The following is a 20,895-nucleotide window of genomic DNA, read 5'->3' on the forward strand; positions in this document are numbered from 1 at the left end:
CAGCAATCAATATGAGGAGTACGAATAAAAGAGCGATGCGGTTTCTGCTTCCGGTTGCCATTGCCCTGCTTGTGTCGGGGTGCGGCAATCAAGCCGGGACTCATGCAGTAAAAGAACGGGAGCCCGCACCGGTTGCGGTCGGAACGCTTGTACCTGTGCGAACCAGCGGGGAGGCGGGAGGGCGTGAGGTGCTGCTTGTACCGGCCTCTTCGGTTTTCCGTAATGGAGAGCTTGCAGGTGTTCTTGTTGTTGGCAACGATCAGCGGATCACCCGCCGCTGGATCAGGATTGGACGCATCGTAAAAGGCGATGTTGTTGTCCTCGGGGGAGTAGATAAGGGAGAGCTTGTGGTGGGAGAGTATAACCCGGAGCTTGGTGAAGGAGTAACTGTAATAAAGAGTCCGAAAAAGACTGAGGAGGCAGAGAGCAAATGAATGAAGGTATTGCCGGTAAACTTGCAAAACAGTTTATCAATTCAAAAATAACGCCGCTACTGATGGTGGCATCGCTTCTGGTTGGCATTATGGCGACGTTTATGACGCCGCGTGAAGAGGAGCCTCAGATTGTGGTGCCGATGGTTGATCTCTATATACCCTATCCCGGTGCAGCGCCTGCAGAGGTTGAAGCCCGTGTGGCAAAGCCGATTGAGAGGACGCTGACCGAAATTCCCGGAGTCGATTATGTCTACTCCACCTCAATGCCCGACTTTGCTCTGGTGACGGTTCGCTACAAGGTTGGCGAAGATGCCGAGCGCAGTATGGTAAAGCTCTGGTCTACCCTGATGAAAAATATGGACAAGATGCCTCCCGGTGTCCAGTTCCCGCTCATGAAAAAGGTCTCTATCGACGATGTTCCGGTGCTTAATCTCACCTTCTGGAGCAAGACGAAGAGTCCCTATGAGCTTCGTCAGAGTGCAGTAACGGTGGCTGATGAACTGAAAAAAATAAGCAATATCGGTGATGTGGAGATAAAGGGCGGATTGAAGCGCCAGGTGAAGATTGAGCTCAACAAAGCCAAACTTCAGCAATTCAATGTCAGTCCGATGCAGATTGCCCGCCAGATTCAGCAGGGCAACAGCCAGATGACCTCCGGTGATTTCAAGCAGATGAACGAGGAGCTTGTTGTCCGGTCGGGGAAATTTCTTGAAAGCGCTGAAGAGGTCTCCAATATTGTTGTAGGAATCTACGGATCCGCTCCGGTCTATCTGCGTGATGTAGCCACCATTGTTGACGGCCCTGAAGAGGTCAATAACTATAACTTTTTCGGTTGGGCAGCGGCAGCCCCGAAAGGCTCGGTTTCCGGAGAGTATCCTGCAGTGACGCTTACCGTAGCCAAGCGCAAAGGCGGAGATGCCTCGGTACTTGCCGACAAGGTTATGTCGAGGGTCGAAGGGCTCAGAAAGACGGTTATTCCTTCAGGTATAACGGTGACTGAAACACGCAACTATGGCGCAACGGCTTCCGAAAAGGTGTTCACCCTTCTTGAGCACCTGCTCATGGCGGTTGTGGCGGTTACGATTGTTGTCGGCTTTTTCCTTGGATGGCGGGGCGCACTTGTGGTGCTCGCTTCAGTGCCGATCACCTTTGCCCTTACGCTTCTGATCTACTACCTGCTTGATTATTCGCTCAACAGGGTAACCCTCTTTGCGCTGATTTTTGTTACCGGTATCGTTGTTGATGACTCGATCATCATTGCCGAGAACATTCACCGCCACTTCGCCATGAAGCGGCAGCCGAAGCTGCAGGCAGCCATTACCGCCATCAATGAGGTCGGCAACCCGACCATTCTGGCGACCTTTACGGTTATTGCCGCCGTGCTTCCGATGGTCTTTGTTTCAGGCCTCATGGGCCCCTATATGAGTCCTATGCCGATCGGAGCTTCGCTGGCCATGATCTTCTCGCTGCTCGTAGCCCTTATCGCTACCCCATGGCTCTCCTATCGTCTTCTGAAAACCGAAGAGGGTCATCATGAAGAGTACGATATTACCAAAACAGGTTACTACAAGCTCTTCAACAACATCCTCTCCCCCTTTATCGAGAGCAGTTTCAAGAGATGGCTCGCTTTCGGTGTGGTTGGTCTGATGCTGGTCGGAGCCATTGCTCTGGTGCCGCTGAAGGCTGTACAGATGAAGATGCTTCCGTTTGACAACAAGAACGAGTTTCAGGTGGTTATCGATATGCCTGACGGAACCTCGCTTGAGCAGACTGCAAGAGTTGCCAAGGAGGTAGCATCCTACCTGAAAACGGTTCCGGAGGTAGAGAGCTACCAGTACTATGTCGGAACCAATGCGCCGATCAATTTCAACGGTCTTGTCCGTCACTACTACCTTCGCCAGAAGGCAAACATGGCTGACATCCAGGTTAACCTTGTCCATAAGGGAGATCGCAAGGCCCAGAGCCATGATATAGCCAAACGGGTCAGGGCTGATGTCCAGAAGATTGCCCTTCGCTATAACGGCAACGCCAAGATTGTCGAGATTCCTCCAGGACCTCCTGTGCTCTCGACCCTTGTGGCTGAAATTTACGGCCCGTCACAGGAGCAGCAGATAGCACTGGCAAAACAGGTGAAGCAGGTCTTTGAAGAGACTCCCGGTGTTGTTGATGTGGACTTCCTGGTTGAAGAGGACCAGAAGGTCTATAACCTGGTGGTAAACAAGGAGCGTGCAGCGTTCCGCGGTGTCAGTGCCGAACAGATCGCACAGACGCTGCGTATGTCGCTGGCGGGAATGGACGTCGGGGTGCTGCATACCGACAAGCAGCTTGATCCGGTTGCCATTCAGGTAAGGCTTCCGCAGTCAGGAAGAACCTCCCTGCAGGATCTCTCGGGGATATTTGTGCAGTCGCAGGGTATGGGAACCCTGACAACCCGTCTGCGTGCCGGTCAGATGATTCCGCTTTCAGAGCTGGTAACGGTTCAAGAGAAAATTCAGGACAAGAGTATCTATCGCAAGGATCTGCGCAGGGTTGTCTATGTGACCGCCGATGTTGCCGGTGCGACCGAGAGCCCGGTCTATGCGATGCTTGATATGGATAAAAAGATAGCGAAGCTCAAGCTTCCCGGCGGCTACTCCATCAGTCCGCTCTACACGGGATCGGGTGTGTCGGATGATAAACTGTCGATGAAGTGGGACGGAGAGTGGCAGATTACCTTTGAGGTCTTCAGGGATCTCGGTACGGCGTTTGCCGTCGTGCTGGTCATCATCTATCTGCTGATTATCGGCTGGTTCCAGTCCTTCAAGACGCCGCTGATCATGATGATTGCCATACCGTTGAGCCTTGTAGGTATTATTCCGGGCCACTGGCTGCATGGTGCATTCTTTACCGCTACAAGCATGATCGGCATGATTGCGCTTGCCGGCATTATGGTGAGAAACTCGGTACTGCTCATTGATTTCATTCAGATCCGCAGAGCGGAGGGAGCTGATCTCAAACAGGCGGTTATTGAGTCAGCTGCGGTAAGAACCCGGCCTATCATTCTGACCTCCGGAGCCGTGGTTATCGGTTCGGTTGTCATGCTTTTTGATCCGATTTTCCAGGGTCTGGCCATCTCGCTGATCTGGGGTGGTGTGCTTTCAACCATCCTGACGCTTGTTGTTGTGCCGCTTGTCTACTATATGGCGGAAAAGAAGTCTACAGTAACTGTAAAGAATAAAAGTAAATGAAATTTCTTGCCGTTATGGGACACGAGGAGAGCCGCCCGAAAGTGCGGGCTCTCTTCAAGGAACATCAGGTGATGATGTTCAGCAGCTTTGATATTATGGGGTGCAACTGCGAAAGCCATGGTGCCGAACAGCACTCCTGGTGGCCGACCGATGCCATGCCCGGAGCCTATTCATCACTCTGCTTTGCCATTCTGGATGACGAGAAGGCTGATGCAATCATGCTTGAGCTCGAAAAGAATCCGATAGCTGTCGAGAAGGATTTCCCTGCACGGGCGTTTCTTATGAATGTTGAGAAAACTGTATAAGCGACTCACCGGACGGTTGCAGGAGCGCCGTTGTCCACCGGATTACTACCATGCGATCCGGATTGTAAGCACGGTTTTCGGGGTGGCCACATGAACGAATGGAAGTCGACGGTTTACACTGACGACTTCCACATGTGGTTGACTATCAGAGGATAGGTGCCGTTAGCCATTAACTGTTTGCTCTCCATTAGTTCCTCACTAAATCAGAGCGTTTTTATTGCAACCACATTCTACTCTATCATGAAAAGCGAAATGATTGTAACATTCGGCGGCGGCAAAAAGGTTGATGCCGAGTTTAACGGGTTTACCATTCACACCGATCAGGCTGAATATGCCGGCGGAGAGGGTTCCGCACCCGAGCCTTTTTCCCTTTTTCTTGCCTCAATCGGCACCTGTGCCGGGATATTCGTTTTATCCTTCTGCCAGAGCAGGGGTATAGCCACTGATAAGATCCGGATTGTTCAGACTCATGTTGTCAAAGAGTCGGGACGCGGTATAGGGAAAATCGAAATCGCCATTGAACTGCCTGAAGATTTCCCTGAGAAATACAGGGATGCCGTTATCAGTGCAGCCAATCTCTGTGCGGTAAAAAGGCACATTATGGAGCCACCTGAATTTGTCGTGACAGCGGTTACTCGGTAACGTTCATTGCATAAAAAGAGCGTATCAATGCATAAGGTGCTGATTCTGGGTGGAGGCATTGGCGGAGTTGCTGCTGCCATCGCACTTCGTAAACAGGGTGTTGCTGTTGAGCTGGTTTCCGAGCGGGACTATCTCTTTATCTATCCATTGGCGATCTGGATACCAACAGGAGGAGCACAGTTCAGGGATATCGGGATTCCGTTATCAAAACTGGCCAGAAAGCACGGGTTTTCGCTCACCATTGACAAGGTCATTGCTCTCGATAGCGAACGGAAAACCGTCACTCTTGAAAAAACAGGTGTTCGTGATTCGGCGGCTTTTGTTGTGATCGCTCTTGGCGCATCCAAAATGAAACACGATGGCATTGAGCATACCACGTCAATTTGCGGCAAGCCGGAAGATTCACTGGTGCTCAAAGCAAAGATTGAAGCGCTGATCGAACGGGGAAGCGGCAGCATTGCATTCGGATTTGGCGGCAATCCAAACGATCCAAGCGCAGTTCGTGGCGGTCCGGGATTTGAGCTCTTTTTTAACCTGCATCATCACCTTACAAAACTCGGTATCAGAGAGCGGTTTGAGATGACCTTCTTTGCTCCCATGGCCGAGCCGGGCGCACGAATGGGCAAGAGGGCGTTTTCGGCAATGGCGGCCATGTTTGAAGCTGACAATTTTACCACCCGTTACGGGAAAAAAATCAGCCGTTTTGAAGCGGATGGTATTGTGTTTGAGGATCAGAGCAGGCTGAAAAGCGACCTCTGCATGTTTATTCCAGCCAGTGACGGGCATGAGACCGTCAGGAGATCAAACCTGCCCCAAAACAGTGCAGGGTTCATTCGCATCGACGATTACTGCCGCATTGAGGGGGTCAGGGGATGGTATGCAGTCGGTGATGCAGCAGCTCTTGAAGGTCCGGAGTGGAAAGCAAAGCAGGGGCATCTGGCTGAATTAATGGCACACAATGCCGCCGTTAATGCTTCAGTAGAGCATTTCGGGAGGAAGGAAGAGATGAGAGGGTATCAGGAGCATTTGAATATTCTCTGCGTGATGGATATGGGGGACGGCGCCGGATTTGTCTACAAAAACAGCAAAAGAGAGCTCTTCATTCCTATGCCGGTTGTTGGACACTGGCTGAAAAAAAGCTGGGGTCACTACTATAAACTCTCCAAGCTCTGGCTCTGATAACGTGCAGGGCTTATCGCACGGCACAGTGCCAGCGAGTCAGGGAAGTAAGCATATACAGGGAATTAACATTCGTTTTACCTAACCATTAACTACCTCTTTCCATGAATATCGACAGGCTTGTCTTCGCCATTGCGGGGGTTTTCATTCTTGCATCTGTTTTGCTCTCCATCTATCACAACCAGAACTGGCTCTGGTTCACCGGTTTTGTGGGGGCAAACCTATTTCAGGCGGCATTTACAGGCTTCTGCCCCCTGGCCAAAATCCTTAAGGCGGTTGGTGTTGTACCCGGTCACGCGTTCAAATGACCTTCCGGCAGTTGAGTAATTAACCTGCTCAATCAGGCATGATTGAAGCTTCATTCAGAATCTTTGAAAACATTACATCACTATGGCAAAAGTTGTGGTTTTAGGAGCCGGTGTGGCTGGGCATACCGCAGCCTCGTTTCTTAAAAAGAAACTTGGCAAACATCATGAAGTTGTCGTTGTTACCCCGAACAGCTACTATCAGTGGATACCCTCAAATATCTGGGTAGGTGTGGGTCAGATGACGATTGATGATGTCCGCTTTGAACTGAAAAAAGTTTATAACCGCTGGGGCATTATCCTTAAACAGGCCAAAGCGGTGGAGATCCATCCTGAAGGCGACGGAGAAACAGAGAAGGGGTATGTGACGATTGAGTATACCGATGGAGTGCGAAACGGAGAGATCGAAAAAGTTGACTATGATTACCTGGTCAATGCAACCGGGCCAAAGCTGAATTTTGAGGCTACAGAGGGGCTTGGACCTGATAAAAACAGCTTTTCGGTTTGTACTTACAGCCATGCAGCTCACGCATGGGAGAACCTGCAGGAGATATTCAAAAAGATGCAGGCGGGGCAGAAGCAGCGTATCCTGATCGGCACCGGCCATGCTATGGCAACATGCCAGGGCGCGGCTTTTGAATATATCCTGAATGTGGCCTATGAAATTAAAAAGCGCGGGCTCACCGAGATGGCTCAAATCACCTGGTTGTCCAATGAGTATGAACTGGGCGATTTTGGCATGGGAGGCGCATTTATTAACAGAGGCGGCTACTCAACCCCGACCAAGATCTTTACGGAATCCATCATGGCCGAGTACGGCATCAACTGGGTACGGCGTGCCGGAGTCTACAAGGTTGAGCCCGGCAAGGCATATTATGAAACGCTTGCAGGTGAAGAGCGGATACAGGAGTTTGATTTTGCGATGCTTATTCCCTCATTTTCAGGTGTCGGGCTGACCGCATTCGACAAGGCAGGTACTGACATTACCGACCAGATGTTCGCTCCGAACAAGTTTATGAAGGTTGATGCCAATTATACGGCGAAAGCGTTTGAGGATTGGAAAGCAGAGGATTGGCCATCAATATATCAGAACCCTCTGTTTAAAAATATCTATGCTCCGGGAATTGCCTTTGCCCCTCCGCATCCGATTTCGAAACCTATGACAAGCCCGAATGGACGGCAGATTTTTCCGACGCCGCCACGCACAGGAATGCCTTCCGGTGTTATGGGAAAAATTGTGGCGCTTAATATTGCCGAAAAGATTCAGGGCGCAACAGAGCATCGCCATAAAGCCTCAATGAGCAAAATGGGTGCTGCCTGTATTGTATCGGCAGGATTTGGTTCGTTTGATGGACTTGGCGCTTCAATGACCCTCTTTCCGGTTGTGCCTGACTGGGAAAAGTACCCTGAGTGGGGACGCGACATGAACTACTCGGTTGGAGAGGCGGGTCTGGCAGGACATTGGATAAAAGTAATCCTGCACTATCTGTTCTTCCATAAGGCAAAGGGCTATCCCTTCTGGTGGCTGATTCCTGAATAACGGTTTTCTTTTATAATAATCTTAAAACCTCAAAAGCCATGGGTACCAATAAAGTCAAAGCCTATTACGACGAAGCCTATCCTCCGGTACCGTCAGCAAGCACCCTCTACTGGAGGAAAAACCTGCTCTGGCAGCTGGTTCGCTTTGTTATTCTGAATGTGAAGATGCTTCGCATTGTTGCTGGCGGACACTCCTGACAACCGCTATGGATTGATTTTGAAAGCATGAACAAAGCAACCCGAGCTGACGGCAAAAGTTGCTTTGTTCATCTCTTCCATGAGAGAAAAGAGTGGAGAAATTGCCCGGAAGCGTTACAATGCTCCAGAAAGGGGGGAGTAGCCGCTATTGCCTGATCATGAGATCGCATGGCAACGCTAGGCTTATAATTTGCGCCCTGCGGTAAAAAGGCGTTTATAGTAAAATCCGCTGGTATAGAGCGCTGCCGCCGGGTTGTGTCCGAGCAACCGATCCTTGGTGATCAGTGTGGTAACGGGAGCGTCGGAATACTTCATAAACAGTGAGTCATGGCCGACACAGAGACCGATGATCACATTCAGCTCTGTTTGCTCCTGATTCAGCAGCTTCGCCTGCAGGATCGGATTGCAAAGTGATTCATGCGATCCCTTCTGAATTTTCAGATTCTCGCCGATCCCTATTTCGCTTTTATCGACAGAGCCAACCTTGCAGATGACCGAGTAGGGTTCGAGATCGTTGATTGTAAGTACCCTGGCAAAAATCCGTGACTCCTCCGATAAGCCTATGCATGTTGCAAGGCCGATCTTTTTTGCCCCGATCCGGTTGGCAAAGGCAATAATCTCTTCAACACGGGTCAGCTTGCCGTAGTAAGTGCCTTCAACCTCGGCGGAGGCGCGTGCTATTCTGGCATCAAGTGTTTCTCCCCGGTACTGCCCGGTTACCGAGTCAAGCTCTTCACTCCCGACAGCTTCGGTGGGGCAGAAATCCGGAAATCGGCGATCCTGCCGATAGCAGTTCAGGAGCCCGCAATCCGAACAGCCAGAGTGTTCCTCTCCTGGGGTGTTTACTTTTGTCATGATTGCATAGTGGATGAATGACGCACGCCCTCTTCTACCTGATGAAGCTGGTCATAATTTTGCTGACCGGTTCCGGCCCCGGAAGCGTGTTTTTTGTTGCTTCACGCATCCTGAGCAGCCACGCCATATTGCGACCGAGCACCTCCATAATCTGCACACCCTCACCATCCTGTAATACCTCTCCCGGTGTCCTTCCGTGGGTGATGTTCCAGTAGTTTGATGTTGCCTGAATCATCTCCGCAAAGGTGAGATAGTGGTTGAGGCAGTCAAATGTTGACGAGCCGCCCGTACGCCGAACCGCTACTACCGATGCAGCTACTTTCTGACGAAAGAGACCGCCATTGCATGCTGCAACATAGAATACCCTGTCGAGAAAACATTTCATGGTTCCGGCGACACCGGCAAAATAGACCGGTGAACCGAGAATAATTCCGTCAGCGTTTTTGATCTGCTGGATCCATTCATTCAGCGGATCCGAGGTGATGCTGCACTTCTCATCCCGATTTCTGGCACATGCCCCGCAGGCCATGCACCCTCTGACCGGCTTGTTGCCGACATGGATAATTTCAAACCCGATGCCGTTTTTCTGCAACTCGCTGCCGACACCGGCAAGCGCATGAAAGGTGTTGCCATCCTGTTTCGGACTGCCGTTGATCGCTATGACGTTCATTATGTTTTGCATGGGTTTGCGGTTATCTGCGTTCTTCCGCATAAAATATAAAATCCTGATGTCGTTGCAATGAGTCCTGTAATAGCAGCCGGGGAGAGGTGTCCTGCGTCGCAGAGTTCTGCAATTGATAACGGCAGAAGCTTCAGCAGTGCGGATCTTCCTGCAAGTGACTGGCTGATCTGGCGGTTCAGTTCAAATTGATGGCTTCCGGTCAGTATGAATTCGCCAGCGGTTTTGTGTTCATCGGCACGTACCAGGTCCATGAAAGTAATTCAGGCACACGCTGCGCTTTATCAAGAATGGCGCCATCCGGAAACTTTACCAAAAATCCTGCCGGATCATGCTGTGCAAAATTACGAATATCGGGTCGTTCCAGATTACGGTAAGGTGTTTCAGGAAAAGCTGTTCTGCAAAGAGTCGTTTTACCTGATTGCCTTGGACCGGTAAGCGTAACAACAGGATATTGTGTAGCCCTGTTCTGCAGGGTAGCCAAGAGCTGACATGCAAACATTTCATGCAATATTAAAGTTCAACTTTAGTGTTGCATGAAATCGTTTCATAATCAAGATAATCGGAAGGCAATTGAATTTGCGGTAGCACACAGCGTGAAAAGGCCACACGTTCACCTGGCGCTATAACGACGTATTGAGTGAGCCGGATTTTAACCCTCACGGTCAGGATTGTTGTTACACAACGGAAAATTTGCTTCCTGACGGGGCAGGTCGCAGGGCAATTCAGATAGCGTGTGATTGATAGCAAATTTACTCAAAATCCGGCATTCAGCATTCAATATCTCCTCAAGGTGTCATGCCGAACTGCAAGGAGGCATCTCTGTGCAATGCGGTTAGTGTTATGTAACTGTTACCGATGAATACCGTCCCCTCATTTGAATAAACGTTAAGGGCCAGAAGCCTGTAATGCAAGCTGTTTTTTTGTGCGTGATGTAAAAAATATGTAAATAATAAGTATCAGTTAGTGCCGTGCATGAAAAGTACGGATTTGGTCGTTGGCACTTCATTGCGATAGCCAACGATATTAGAGACATCAGAACCCGATTGCTCGATAAAATCCAGAAAATAAACTTATAGGTTGATTGTGATGGAGCTGATTCCTATATTTCCAAAAGAAAACCCAAGATTATTTGCGGTTAAATATGATGGGGAATCAGCAGACGAATACCACCGGATATTCGATCTGTGGAGTGACGTCGAGTACCTTGAAAGGTTTTTTCAGGACAATCCGGAAGATCTTTCAAAAGGTTACTACCGGTACCAATCTGTTGACGCAGCAGTTGAAAAAACCATTAACGACGCTGAATCTCTTGAGGATTATTTGCTGTACCTTGCAGCACGTTCATTCAGAGATCCTTTCAGTTTGCAGACGCTTTTCCAACCACTGAACAGTCACGAAACACATCTTGTGAGTATGCAGAAGAGCAAGGCGAAGTACAAAAAGAGCCCTTGGCTTCGTTTATATGCAGTTCGTATTGCTTCTGACCTGTTTGTCATTACCGGTGGCGCGATAAAACTTACAAAGTTGATGGAAGAGCGGGAACATACCCAACAAGAACTCTGCAAGCTTGATCTTGTCAAGAATTTTTTATTTGATCAGGGGCTTTTGGATAAAGATGATTTTGAATACCTGAAAACATAATAACTATCAATTATGGCCGTTGACAACATTCATGAAAAAATTGCAGCCATAGCCTCAAAAGAACTCTCCGGTTGGTTGAAAGATGCAGAGTGGCGAGTTGAAAACAGGGCGTGGTTAAAACATTCACAGGCTATAGCTCTGCGGATTTTGAGAACGTTGCGCGCAAAAAACATCTCACAGAAAGAGCTTGCCGAAAAAATCGGCGTTTCACCCCAGCAGGTTAATAAAATTGTTAAAGGCAGGGAAAACCTCACGCTTGAAACCATTGCAAAGCTTGAAACGGCCCTTGATGTTGTGCTTTTGACGCTGCCACCGTCAGGCGAGATCACCGGTGATAAACCTTCCAAAACCGCCAATGTGCCCCAAAAAACCGCGGTGAAAAAGCCTGTAGCGAAAACCCTGAAGTCTGTTTGAAGTTACACCCTCTGGGGTATCCGGCCGTTCCAGCAGCGGAGCGGCTCTTTTTCGATCATGATTGCGCAATAGTTGCACATGGTGCATCGCGAGGCATTCCGGCTTCCATCCTCAAACTTTTTCGCGATGGAGGGATCATTGATGAAAGGGCGTGACATCGAGACGAAATCGGTGGCTCCATCCGCAATAGCCTTTGAGGCATCTTCCAGTGTGTGAATGCCACCGACAGTAATGACCGGGATCGAAACACCCTTTCTGATGGTGGAGGCAACGTCGAGGTTGTAGGAGCGGTATGGTTTCGGGCTCGCAGGACTTATCATCGGCAGGATTCGGGCAATCACAGGTCTCAGCAGCTTTGGCAGGGCAGTCAGCTTGAAATTGGCAGCGAAGAGCGCTTCGGCGGGTATCCGGGGGCCGCGCATGACCGCCAGTCCTTCGCCAATCGTACCTGAAGAGATCTCCACGGCAGAACATCCGGATGCCTCAAGCATCATGGCGACCTTTACAGCCTCTTCCGATCGCATCCCGCCGGGCATACCGTCGTACCCGTTCATTTTTGCCAGTACCGGATAATTTCCGAGTTTTTGGCGGATGCCCGCCATAATCTCCGAAACGATCCTGAAGCGGTTCTCAGGAGAGCCGCCCCAGCGGTCCCTCCGTCGGTTGGTGTAGCCGGAGAGGAACTGCGCGAGCAGATACCCGTGCGCCAGATGCAACTGCACCCCGTCGAAACCTGCGGTCTGCGCTCTCACAGCAGCATTAATAAATGCATCGATGATCTCCCTGATGCCATCCTCTGTCAGCTCCATAGGAACCTCCTCGCTGAAATATCGGTCCCGTACCGGCGAGGGAGCAACCGTTTTCATACCGGTTACCGCCGAACGGGTCTGAGCGCCGCAGTGGGCAAGCTGTATGATTATCGGCACCCCCTCGTGATGCACCGCATTAACGAGCTTCCGGTAAGCGGGCACCAGCGCATCGCTATGCATCATCAGCATTCCGGGGAAACTGCACCTGCCCTGCGGATTTACACCCGCATATCCGGTCACAATCGCGCCGGCGCCGCCCCGTGCGAGGCGGAGGTAGAGCTTTTCAAGCGACTCCAGCGGAGCACCCTCAGCATCGGCCATGCCCTCATGCGTCGCCGAACGGATAAAACGGTTGCGAAGGGCTATGCCGCCGATATGCGCAGGTTCAAAGATTCCGGGAGATTCCGTCATGAAAGAGAAGAGTGATTACTGTATTTGAAACGGCAGTTTGTTCAATCTGGATAAAATAATGATATATCCCGCAACATTCACAGGATGGAGCATATGAGTGAGTGCACTGGTTTCTGACAGGAATGAATGTTGTCCCGGAATGTGGCCCTCCATGGAGAAGTACTGCAGCGTCGCAGCCATGCTCCGCGGCTCCGGATGCAACATAACCTGGAGCTCCGAACTCGTTTGAATGACGATTGCCTTTGTGGTGATTATTTGCTATATACTCTGAGTATATCCATTGACTCATGAGGCAAAAATGACTACAACTACCGTATTTATCAATAATCGCTCTCAGGCAGTCCGATTACCTGTTGATGTCCGGTTACCGGAAAATGTTAAAAAGGTAACGATCAGGGTAAAAGGCAATGAACGGATAATAGCTCCTGCCGGCCAGTCGTGGGAGAGTTTTTTCCTGGGCACGCAAAAGGTGACGGATGATTTTATGGAGGAACGTGACGATCAGGAACAATCAGAACGGGAAGCATTGTAATGCTGCGCTATCTTCTTGATACCAATATTGTCATGTATACTCTTAAGCGTCGTCCAATCGAAGTATTGGAGGTGTTCAACAGAAACGCAGAGCGAATGGCCATCTCGGCAATTACATTGTCCGAACTCTGTTATGGTGCGGAAAAGAGCAGCAATGTGAGTGCGAATCTTTCGGTGATTGAAGATTTTTGTAGCAGGCTTGAGGTTTTGCCATATGGCCCTAATGCATCATGGCATTATGGTGCTATACGTGCAACCCTTGCAAAAACCGGTCAGACAATCGGGGTTAATGATCTTCATATCGCCGCTCACGCCCGCAGCGAAGGCCTGATTCTGGTTACCAACAACATCAAAGAGTTTATCCGTGTTCCTGCTCTGCAGATAGAGAACTGGGTACAGTAACCTGATCGTTTACTCTTCTTCTATTGTACCATTCAAAATCCGGCATTCAGAATGCAATATCTCCTCAAGGTGTCATGCCGAACTGAAGGGAGGCATCTCTGTGCAATGCGGTTTGTGTTATGTAACTGTTACCGATGAATACCGTCCCCTCATTTTTGGTTGCCCATACCCTCGGGCGTCGCCGAACGGATAAAACGGTTGCGAAGGGCTATGCCGCCGATATGCGCAGGTTCAAAGATTTCGAGGGATTCCGTCATGAAAGAGAAGAGTGATGAATGTCTTTTGACGTGGCTATATGGTCGATCCGGATAAAATAATGATATAACGCACAAAATTCACAGGATGGAGCATATGAGGGAGTGCCCTGGCATTACAGAGTGAAGCCGGTTCATATGTCCAGACAATGCGGCGCATTGGTTTCTGACAGGAATGAATGTCGTCCCGGAATTCGGTCATCAGATTTTAATTGTTGTTTTCCCCCCTTCAGAAAGCTGTAACGCAAGCTCTTTCTTGTGCTTGGTGTGAATATTTTGTAAATAAGAAGTGTCGGCAGACGGAGTTGCGAGCATTCGTTTCATAATGCCTGTTGCCTGCATCATTGATTCACGACGATCACTCTTATACGACTTGATAGCATTGTACCAGCTTATAAATAAGGTGATAAGCATATGCAGGATATTTCCCCATCGGACCTTAAAACAATATTGCATTCCAAACGGGCAAATATTTATTACCTGGAACATTGTCGTGTACTAACGAATGGTGGTCGAGTTGAATACTTAACCGATGCTGGTAAAGACTCTCTATACTGGAATATTCCCATTGCTAATACTACGACGATACTTTTGGGTACGGGTACTTCAATTACGCAGGCGGCTATGCGTGGCTTAGCTAAAGCAGGAGTTTTGGTAGGGTTTTGTGGTGGTGGCGGGACCCCATTATTCAGCGCTAATGAATTTGATTTTGAAGTATCGTGGTTTTCGCCTCAGAGCGAGTATCGCCCCACAGAATACCTGCAATCCTGGGTTAAGTTTTGGTTCGATGACTCGCTACGCCTTGAGGCAGCAAAAGCCTTGCAACTGAAACGCTTGAACTTTATACGTTCTCACTGGTTTCACCAAGAGTTGAGTGCTGATGGCTTTTTAATTGATCACGCAGAGTTGAAATATACCCTTGATAAATTTTGTGACGATCTGCCTTTAGCGCAAGATACCACGCAGTTGCTTACCATGGAGGCGCGTCTGAGTAAACTGCTTTTCAGGTTTGCCGCCAGAGCAGTCAGTTATGGTGGCTTCGTGCGATCAAAGAGAGGCCAAGGCTCTGATCCAGCGAACAGGTTTCTCGATCATGGTAATTATCTGGCATATGGTTTGGGCGCTACAGGTACTTGGGTATTAGGTTTGCCACATGGTTTAGCGGTATTACATGGTAAAACACGTAGGGGAGGTCTTGTTTTTGATGCTGCGGATCTTGTAAAAGACTCGCTGGTTTTGCCGTTGGCTTTTATTTCTGCGGTACGTGGTGACGATGAAAGTGACTTTCGTCAGGCATGCATCAGGAGTTTCGTCAAACATGATGCTCTTGATTTTATAATTGATTCTTTAAAGGAGATCGCTTTAACTACCGGGGGAGCAAAATGAATGTTTTGTTCGTATCGGAATGCTCTAAAAATGCCCTACCTGAAACTCGCAGGATTCTTGACCAGTTTGCCGAGCGGTTTGGCAGCCGTACATGGCAAACACACATCACGATGGAAGGCCTCAATACCGTAAAAAAATTACTGAAACGTACGGCAAGGAGAAACAGCGCAATTGCATGTCACTGGATTCGGGGTCGGGATCGCACAGATTTGGTTTGGATTGTTGGGAATGCCTCTCAGTTTAATGAGCGTGGTATGGTTCCTACAAACAGTACAGAGCGTGATGTGTTACGAAAAAAAGATGAAAATGACTGGCATACCATACAGGATATCAAGATTTTGGCGTCAATCAGCGCACTTTTTCATGATTTCGGCAAAGCAAATCAAGGTTTCCAGAAAAAGCTTACCAGTAAAAAGCCTCTTGCTGACGCTTACCGCCATGAGTGGGTTTCATTGCGTCTATTTCAGGCATTTGTCACCAAAGCGATCATTGGTTTTGCTGATGATAATCGTGCAAAAGATATCGCTTGGTTAACCTGTTTGGCTGACCTTGGGAAGGGTAAGTCCGGCAAAGAACCGAATACTTTTTTTAACGCACTGGTTAAGGATGGCTTGGAAGACAATGCCCCAGTTAGTCCGTTTACAACGTTGCCGCCGTTGGCTCAAGCAATAGCCTGGCTTATTGTAACCCATCATCAACTGCCAAAACAACAGTGGCAACAATTGGATGGCCGGTTGCAAAAACCTCAGTTCAATCCAAAGCGGCTTAACTCTTTACTGGGGCAATTAGGTCCGGAGTGGAACGCGTCTCGTACTGAAGCGAGTAAACAGGAGAAGAGCCCTTTTTGGGCATTTAACAAACTGCCGATTAACAGCGTTCAGTGGCAAATACGTGCCCGATATCTGGCTGATTCAGCATTAAAACAGCCCGGTCTGCTTTCTGCAAACTGGCTGGACAATATCTACTCATTGCATCTTGCTCGGTTGGGACTGATGCTGGCTGATCATTACTATTCCAGTTTGCCTGAACAACCTGAACTCGGTGATGTCGGGTTTCCGCTCTTCGCCAATACTGACCGTGACACTGGTAAATGTAAACAGCGACTTGATGAGCATTTGCTTGGCGTGGAAAATAATGCCAGGAGGGTTGTGCAACTGCTGCCAATGCTTGAGCGATCTTTGCCACGGATTGCTCGACACAAAGGGTTTAAACAACGCTCAATTGATGAACGATATCTTTGGCAGGATAATGCCTATGACCTTGCCTGTTCAATACGTGGACAGGCAGTTACTAATGGCTTTTTTGGTATTAATATGGCTTCTACGGGCAGCGGTAAAACGTTTGCCAACGCCAGAATCATGTATGGCCTGGCAGATCCGCTAATCGGTGCCAGATTTACTATTGCTTTGGGTTTACGGACGTTAACCTTGCAAACGGGCGAAGCATATCGAACACGACTTGGATTAGAATCTGATGACTTGGCGGTTATGGTTGGCTCCTCAGCCGTTAAGACGTTGTTTTCACTGGAATCAGATACAAAGCAGGAAATTCAGAGTCAGGCAACTGGTTCAGAATCGGCTGAATTGCTGTTACCGGATAGCTATAATTATGTTCATTTTGATGGCGCTTTGGATATTGGCCCTCTGAAACGCTGGATCCAAACCACGCCTTCTGCTCAGTCCTTGATTGCCGCACCTATTCTTACCTGTACGATCGATCATCTTATCGGAGCAACCGAAGCGACAAAAGGGGGAGGGCAGATTGCCCCGATGCTGCGCTTATTGACGTCAGATCTGGTTTTGGATGAACCGGATGATTTTGATATAGCTGATCTACCAGCCTTGACCCGACTGGTACATTGGGCTGGTTTGCTGGGTTGCAAAATCCTTCTCTCATCGGCAACACTTCCTCCCTCTTTGGTTGAAGGCTTGTTTAAGGCATACAGTGCCGGGCGAGCTGAATTTCAAAAAGCAAGAGGTATTCCCGGGCTGCCAGTTAATATCTGCTGTGCATGGTTCGATGAACATAAAAACAGCGCTATATCCAGTTGTCATCATGAATCTTCGAGTTTTCGTCAAACACATGACAAGTTTGTTGCCTCACGTCTTAAAAAATTGAGTACAGCGCCAGTCCGGCGGCGAGCGATCATCGTGCCGTTAACAAGCGATAACAAGCAACAGAATAGTATACGGGCAGATGTCGCCAAGCAGCTTTATACCCTGTTGCACCAGTTACATAAGGATCATCACAGTGTTGACCCTCAGACACAAAAGAAGGTAAGTTTTGGATTGATACGGCTGGCCAATATTGATCCTCTCATTGACATTGCCCAAACTCTTTTTTCTCTTGGTGCCGAGCAAAATCACCAGATCAGGCTCTGCTGTTATCATTCCCATCACCCCTTGTTGGTTCGTTCAAATATTGAATCAAGCCTTGACCGTTTGCTTGATCGCAAAGAGCCCGAGAAGATTTTTCAGGATCCATTGCTGCGAACAATGATTGACGCAACCAGTGAAGACAATCTTCTTATTGTGGTTTTGGCAACGCCGGTAGCAGAAGTGGGTCGAGATCATGATTACGATTGGGCTATTGTGGAACCCTCGTCAATGCGTTCAATCATTCAGTTGGCTGGCCGGGTTAAGCGCCATAGACCTGAACCCTGTGTTACGCCAAATATCTATCTTTTGGGTACCAATATTAAAAGCCTTGAACACCGAAAGGGCAAGGCGACTTATTGCCGTCCTGGGTTTGAGACGGAATCTTTTTTGCTCAACACACATGATCTTGAAAATCTCTTAAATCCAGAGCAATACGTCGAAATTGATGCTTCACCGAGAATTATGGCAAGCAAAACCCTTTTGCCGAAAGATAATCTGGCTGATCTTGAACATGCAAGATTACAAGCATTGATGCTTGGTCAGGATAATGTTTTTGATGTTCCGGTCAATATATGGTGGGAATCTCAGGCGGTTTTGGCCGGTGAGTGGCAAAGGGCAACACCATTCAGAAATGATCCGCTGGGTAGACAACGGTTCGGGCTGCTCCTTGATGAATATGAGGAAGTCGCTTGTTTTTATGATCTGGAAGGGGCTATTCCAAAGGCTACTGATGGACTGTTTCCACGCATGGAGCTGGTAAAAGGTGAGCGCATAAACCCTTTTATAGAATCGGATTACCTGACAATGGTAAACACTTTGGCTGAACGCTTGTCAATTGACCGTAGAACATGCGCACTTCGCTTTGGGTGGGTGGATCTGCCAAAAAGAGGTGCTGAGCAAGGATGGCAGTACCATCATGTCCTGGGATTTCGCAGATTTTGCTGAAGAAATAACGTGACCGAGAGAAGAAGACGCAATCAAGAACTCTTAAATGACCGAATGAAATGGAACAAAACAACTCTGTTATGACCGAGGCGGCGGCTTTAAAGGATTTGATGCACAATTTTCTGCAGGAACGACTTGATAAAAAACTCGATGAGCTACAAAAGGAGGAACATAAAAAAAGCGCGACGATCATCCTTGATGAGGAGCTTGAAAAACTCAAAGATAAATATGAGGGAAAAAAGCAATCCCTGATTGAAAGCTATCAGCTCGAAGTATGGCTTGACGATGCAGCGAAACGTGTAAGGCAAATAACACTCGTGACTCATGCCATCAAATATCAAAATCCTGATGCAAAGGGGAGTTCTCTGTATGCAGCAATGGAAGAGAGAGATTCATTTTGTGTATCTACAGCATGCTTAGAGCATCCGGCTAATGATGTCGTTGGTAATGCCGCAGCATTGGATGTATACAAGTTTTTACAACTGAGTTTGAGTGATAACGGGGAGACTATTCTGTCCCGGATTTTTCGTAACGATGAAGCTTTACGTGCAGCATTGCCTGCTTCAGATGAGAAAAAAGAGAGGTGGTTCCAAGAGTTTAGTGCTATCAGGAGTCCTAAAATACTACCAACCACACATACCTTAGCAAAACAGCTTTACTTCCCGGTAGGTGATGGTAAATATCATCTGTTGGCCCCCTTATTTCCGTCCGCTTTGGCACATGAGGTTTACCTGAAGGTTCAAACCCGCTTTGATGATGAAACCAAAGAGGCACGCAAAGCAAAGCGGGAGAGCAGATATCATCCACATGGTTATCGCGACTATCCGAATCTGGCTGTTCAGAATTTTGGCGGAACCAAGCCACAAAATATTTCTCAGTTAAACAGTGAGCGCAGAGGGCAGGCTTTTTTGCTGCCATCACTTCCACCCATATGGCACTCTTCGGCAGTTCGTCCGCCCCTTGGAGTTGAATCTGTATTCCCGAAAATATTTGCAGGCAGGGTAAAGCGTCTTACCCATGAACTCAAGAACTTTTTGGTAAAGGTACAAGATCGCGAGAGTAATGCTGAGATGCGTCAAACAAGAGTGGAATTAGTTGGAAAAATTATAGACGAGTTACTACAGTACTCCTCGGAGGTTCAAGGCTTACCTCCAGGTTGGTCAACAAAGCCTGAGTGTCTGCTTGAAAAGGCACAGTTGTTCTGGTTGGATCCAGAACGAACTGATGACGAATGGCAACAGCAAAGGGAAGCAACAGGTTGGGAACAGCAGATAATCTATGAGTTTGCCAACTGGCTGAATGCAACCTTGCAAACTGATTATCTCCGATTTGGCGATGATGAGCGACAGGAATGGAAAAAACTTTTACAAAAAGAGCTGGCATGGCTCACACCGGAGAAAGCTCTATGAACCAGAATCCTGATGCGTTATTGGTATTGCCCTGGTTGCGGGTTCAAAACGCGAACTGTATTTCCAGCCCGTTGACCTGGGGGTTTCCTGCCATGTCAGCCATCCTTGGCTTTGTACACTCCCTGGAGCGTAAACTAAAACCACGATACACGGATCTGGGTTTTAGTGGTGTGGCTGTAATCTGCCATCGTTTTGAACCACAGATATATTCGCCTGATCGTGGTGATAAAGTTTTCCGCTTAACCCGTAATCCGCTCAACGAGAAAGGGGAGTCACCTTCTTTTGCTGAGGAAGGTCGAGCGCATATTACCATAAGTTTGTTAATTCAGGTTAAGAGTGAAAATTATTCAAACAATCTGAATCTATCCCAAAAAGAAGAAATGGCGGAGGAGATATTAAAGACTGCGCAAGGGTTACGACTTGCAGGAGGAAGCATCTTGTCTCCATTTACGAAAAAGTCGAAGGTTCGGTTGAGCGATTGGGATGTTATCGGGGATGCGCTTAAAGCTGAACTTCGTCGTTTATTGCCGGGCTTTTTACTGACCAGCAGAGAAGATCTGCTGAGCGAACGTACCACAGAATTGCAAACACTCGATCCTGAAGCAACATCTCTCGATGCGTTGCTTGATTTTTCCAGTCTCAACTATGAACCGATCAGTACGGAGCCCGATGCAGATGTTGTTGAATGGCAAGTACGTAAAAAACCTGGTTGGATTGTTCCTATTCCAGTTGGATACCGCTCTATTTCAACATGTTATGGTGCGGGGGAGGTTCTTAATGCTCGTGACACTGAAACTCCATTTTCCTTTGTTGAATGCATCTTTTCTCTGGGGCAATGGATCAGCCCGCATCGCTTAACCGATGCCGGAAAGATTTTCTGGAAGCATGAGGCTGATGTGGAAAAAGGCCTTTACCGCTGCATTTGTTCGTAACAATAATTTTTTATAAC

Annotated in this window: 20 protein-coding genes and 1 pseudogene; 16 read left to right on the forward strand and 5 right to left on the reverse strand. The window is 48.4% G+C overall.

All coding sequences use genetic code 11. From position 1 onward, the window contains the following. Positions 1 to 11 precede the first annotated feature (11 nt). From CFERDRAFT_RS04210 to CFERDRAFT_RS12445, 8 genes are all read left to right on the forward strand, one after another. The gene (locus CFERDRAFT_RS04210; RefSeq protein WP_006365973.1) at positions 12 to 434 is read left to right on the forward strand and encodes an efflux RND transporter periplasmic adaptor subunit; all 423 of its coding nucleotides are present in this window, start codon (positions 12 to 14) and stop codon (positions 432 to 434) included. Beyond that, a complete protein-coding gene (locus tag CFERDRAFT_RS04215; protein ID WP_006365974.1) occupies positions 431 to 3,661 on the forward strand; it encodes an efflux RND transporter permease subunit in 3,231 nt (1,076 codons plus the stop codon). Before CFERDRAFT_RS04210 ends, CFERDRAFT_RS04215 begins: the two co-directional genes overlap by 4 nt. Further along, positions 3,658 to 3,966: a hypothetical protein gene (locus CFERDRAFT_RS04220; protein WP_006365975.1), complete on the forward strand. Its 309-nt coding sequence runs from the start codon at positions 3,658 to 3,660 to the stop codon at positions 3,964 to 3,966. The genes CFERDRAFT_RS04215 and CFERDRAFT_RS04220 overlap by 4 nt, the downstream gene beginning before the upstream one ends. A gap of 240 nt (positions 3,967 to 4,206) precedes the next feature. Next, positions 4,207 to 4,608, forward strand: coding sequence for an OsmC family protein (locus tag CFERDRAFT_RS04225; RefSeq protein WP_040433125.1), 402 nt, complete (start codon positions 4,207 to 4,209; stop codon positions 4,606 to 4,608). Positions 4,609 to 4,635: 27 nt separating this feature from the next. Next, positions 4,636 to 5,787, forward strand: coding sequence for an NAD(P)/FAD-dependent oxidoreductase (locus CFERDRAFT_RS04230; RefSeq protein WP_006365977.1), 1,152 nt, complete (start codon positions 4,636 to 4,638; stop codon positions 5,785 to 5,787). Between the two features lie 104 nt (positions 5,788 to 5,891). Beyond that, positions 5,892 to 6,095 carry a YgaP family membrane protein gene (locus CFERDRAFT_RS04235; RefSeq protein ID WP_006365978.1) on the forward strand — a complete coding sequence of 68 codons (204 nt, stop codon included), beginning with the start codon at positions 5,892 to 5,894 and terminating at the stop codon, positions 6,093 to 6,095. Positions 6,096 to 6,177: 82 nt separating this feature from the next. After that, entirely contained in the window at positions 6,178 to 7,632 is a 1,455-nt protein-coding gene (locus tag CFERDRAFT_RS04240) for an NAD(P)/FAD-dependent oxidoreductase (protein ID WP_006365979.1), read from the forward strand. A gap of 38 nt (positions 7,633 to 7,670) precedes the next feature. Beyond that, the gene (locus CFERDRAFT_RS12445) at positions 7,671 to 7,829 is read left to right on the forward strand and encodes a hypothetical protein (protein WP_006365980.1); all 159 of its coding nucleotides are present in this window, start codon (positions 7,671 to 7,673) and stop codon (positions 7,827 to 7,829) included. A 183-nt stretch (positions 7,830 to 8,012) separates the two neighbouring features. On the opposite strand, the gene CFERDRAFT_RS04245 is transcribed toward CFERDRAFT_RS12445, so the two are convergent. The 3 genes and pseudogenes from CFERDRAFT_RS04245 to CFERDRAFT_RS12630 form a co-directional block, all read right to left on the reverse strand. Next, on the reverse strand, positions 8,013 to 8,684 hold the full coding sequence (locus CFERDRAFT_RS04245) for a DUF1847 domain-containing protein (protein WP_006365981.1): 672 nt from the start codon (positions 8,682 to 8,684) through the stop codon (positions 8,013 to 8,015). Between the two features lie 34 nt (positions 8,685 to 8,718). Further along, positions 8,719 to 9,354: a flavodoxin family protein gene (locus CFERDRAFT_RS04250; RefSeq protein WP_040433126.1), complete on the reverse strand. Its 636-nt coding sequence runs from the start codon at positions 9,352 to 9,354 to the stop codon at positions 8,719 to 8,721. A 101-nt stretch (positions 9,355 to 9,455) separates the two neighbouring features. Continuing rightward, positions 9,456 to 9,865 (reverse strand): annotated as a pseudogene (locus CFERDRAFT_RS12630) (AAA family ATPase); the annotation flags it as partial. Positions 9,866 to 10,452: 587 nt separating this feature from the next. Here CFERDRAFT_RS12630 and CFERDRAFT_RS04260 point away from each other — a divergent pair. Beyond that, on the forward strand, positions 10,453 to 11,007 hold the full coding sequence (locus tag CFERDRAFT_RS04260) for a hypothetical protein (RefSeq protein ID WP_040433127.1): 555 nt from the start codon (positions 10,453 to 10,455) through the stop codon (positions 11,005 to 11,007). Positions 11,008 to 11,019: 12 nt separating this feature from the next. Then, positions 11,020 to 11,421, forward strand: coding sequence for a helix-turn-helix domain-containing protein (locus CFERDRAFT_RS04265; RefSeq protein WP_006365983.1), 402 nt, complete (start codon positions 11,020 to 11,022; stop codon positions 11,419 to 11,421). 2 nt (positions 11,422 to 11,423) lie between these two features. On the opposite strand, the gene CFERDRAFT_RS04270 is transcribed toward CFERDRAFT_RS04265, so the two are convergent. After that, positions 11,424 to 12,641: an NADH:flavin oxidoreductase gene (locus CFERDRAFT_RS04270; RefSeq protein ID WP_006365984.1), complete on the reverse strand. Its 1,218-nt coding sequence runs from the start codon at positions 12,639 to 12,641 to the stop codon at positions 11,424 to 11,426. Positions 12,642 to 12,939: 298 nt separating this feature from the next. On the opposite strand from CFERDRAFT_RS04270, the gene vapB reads away from it, so the two are divergent. Together vapB and vapC are read left to right on the forward strand one after the other, a co-directional pair. Then, the gene (gene vapB, locus CFERDRAFT_RS04275; RefSeq protein ID WP_006365985.1) at positions 12,940 to 13,173 is read left to right on the forward strand and encodes a type II toxin-antitoxin system VapB family antitoxin; all 234 of its coding nucleotides are present in this window, start codon (positions 12,940 to 12,942) and stop codon (positions 13,171 to 13,173) included. Further along, on the forward strand, positions 13,173 to 13,574 hold the full coding sequence (vapC, locus tag CFERDRAFT_RS04280) for a type II toxin-antitoxin system tRNA(fMet)-specific endonuclease VapC (protein WP_006365986.1): 402 nt from the start codon (positions 13,173 to 13,175) through the stop codon (positions 13,572 to 13,574). Before vapB ends, vapC begins: the two co-directional genes overlap by 1 nt. Before the next feature lie 455 nt (positions 13,575 to 14,029). Here the strand turns inward: vapC and CFERDRAFT_RS04285 are convergent, their stop codons facing one another. Continuing rightward, entirely contained in the window at positions 14,030 to 14,242 is a 213-nt protein-coding gene (locus CFERDRAFT_RS04285) for a hypothetical protein (RefSeq protein ID WP_040433128.1), read from the reverse strand. Here CFERDRAFT_RS04285 and cas1f point away from each other — a divergent pair, their 5' ends adjacent. The 4 genes from cas1f to csy2 are packed head-to-tail and all read left to right on the forward strand — an operon-like array spanning position 14,243 to position 20,878. Further along, a complete protein-coding gene (gene cas1f / locus CFERDRAFT_RS04290; protein ID WP_006365987.1) occupies positions 14,243 to 15,214 on the forward strand; it encodes a type I-F CRISPR-associated endonuclease Cas1f in 972 nt (323 codons plus the stop codon). It abuts the gene before it with no gap. After that, complete coding sequence (gene cas3f / locus CFERDRAFT_RS04295; protein ID WP_006365988.1) at positions 15,211 to 18,537, forward strand: type I-F CRISPR-associated helicase Cas3f; 3,327 nt, start codon at positions 15,211 to 15,213, stop codon at positions 18,535 to 18,537. Before cas1f ends, cas3f begins: the two co-directional genes overlap by 4 nt. A gap of 59 nt (positions 18,538 to 18,596) precedes the next feature. Next, a complete protein-coding gene (gene csy1 / locus CFERDRAFT_RS04300; protein ID WP_006365989.1) occupies positions 18,597 to 19,946 on the forward strand; it encodes a type I-F CRISPR-associated protein Csy1 in 1,350 nt (449 codons plus the stop codon). After that, positions 19,919 to 20,878, forward strand: a complete 960-nt coding sequence (gene csy2 / locus CFERDRAFT_RS04305) for a type I-F CRISPR-associated protein Csy2 (RefSeq protein ID WP_198002396.1) — start codon at positions 19,919 to 19,921, stop codon at positions 20,876 to 20,878. The genes csy1 and csy2 overlap by 28 nt, the downstream gene beginning before the upstream one ends. Positions 20,879 to 20,895: the final 17 nt, after the last annotated feature.

Origin of the sequence: Chlorobium ferrooxidans DSM 13031 (assembly GCF_000168715.1) — a bacterium.
GTDB classification, from domain to species: Bacteria; Bacteroidota; Chlorobiia; order Chlorobiales; family Chlorobiaceae; genus Chlorobium; species Chlorobium ferrooxidans.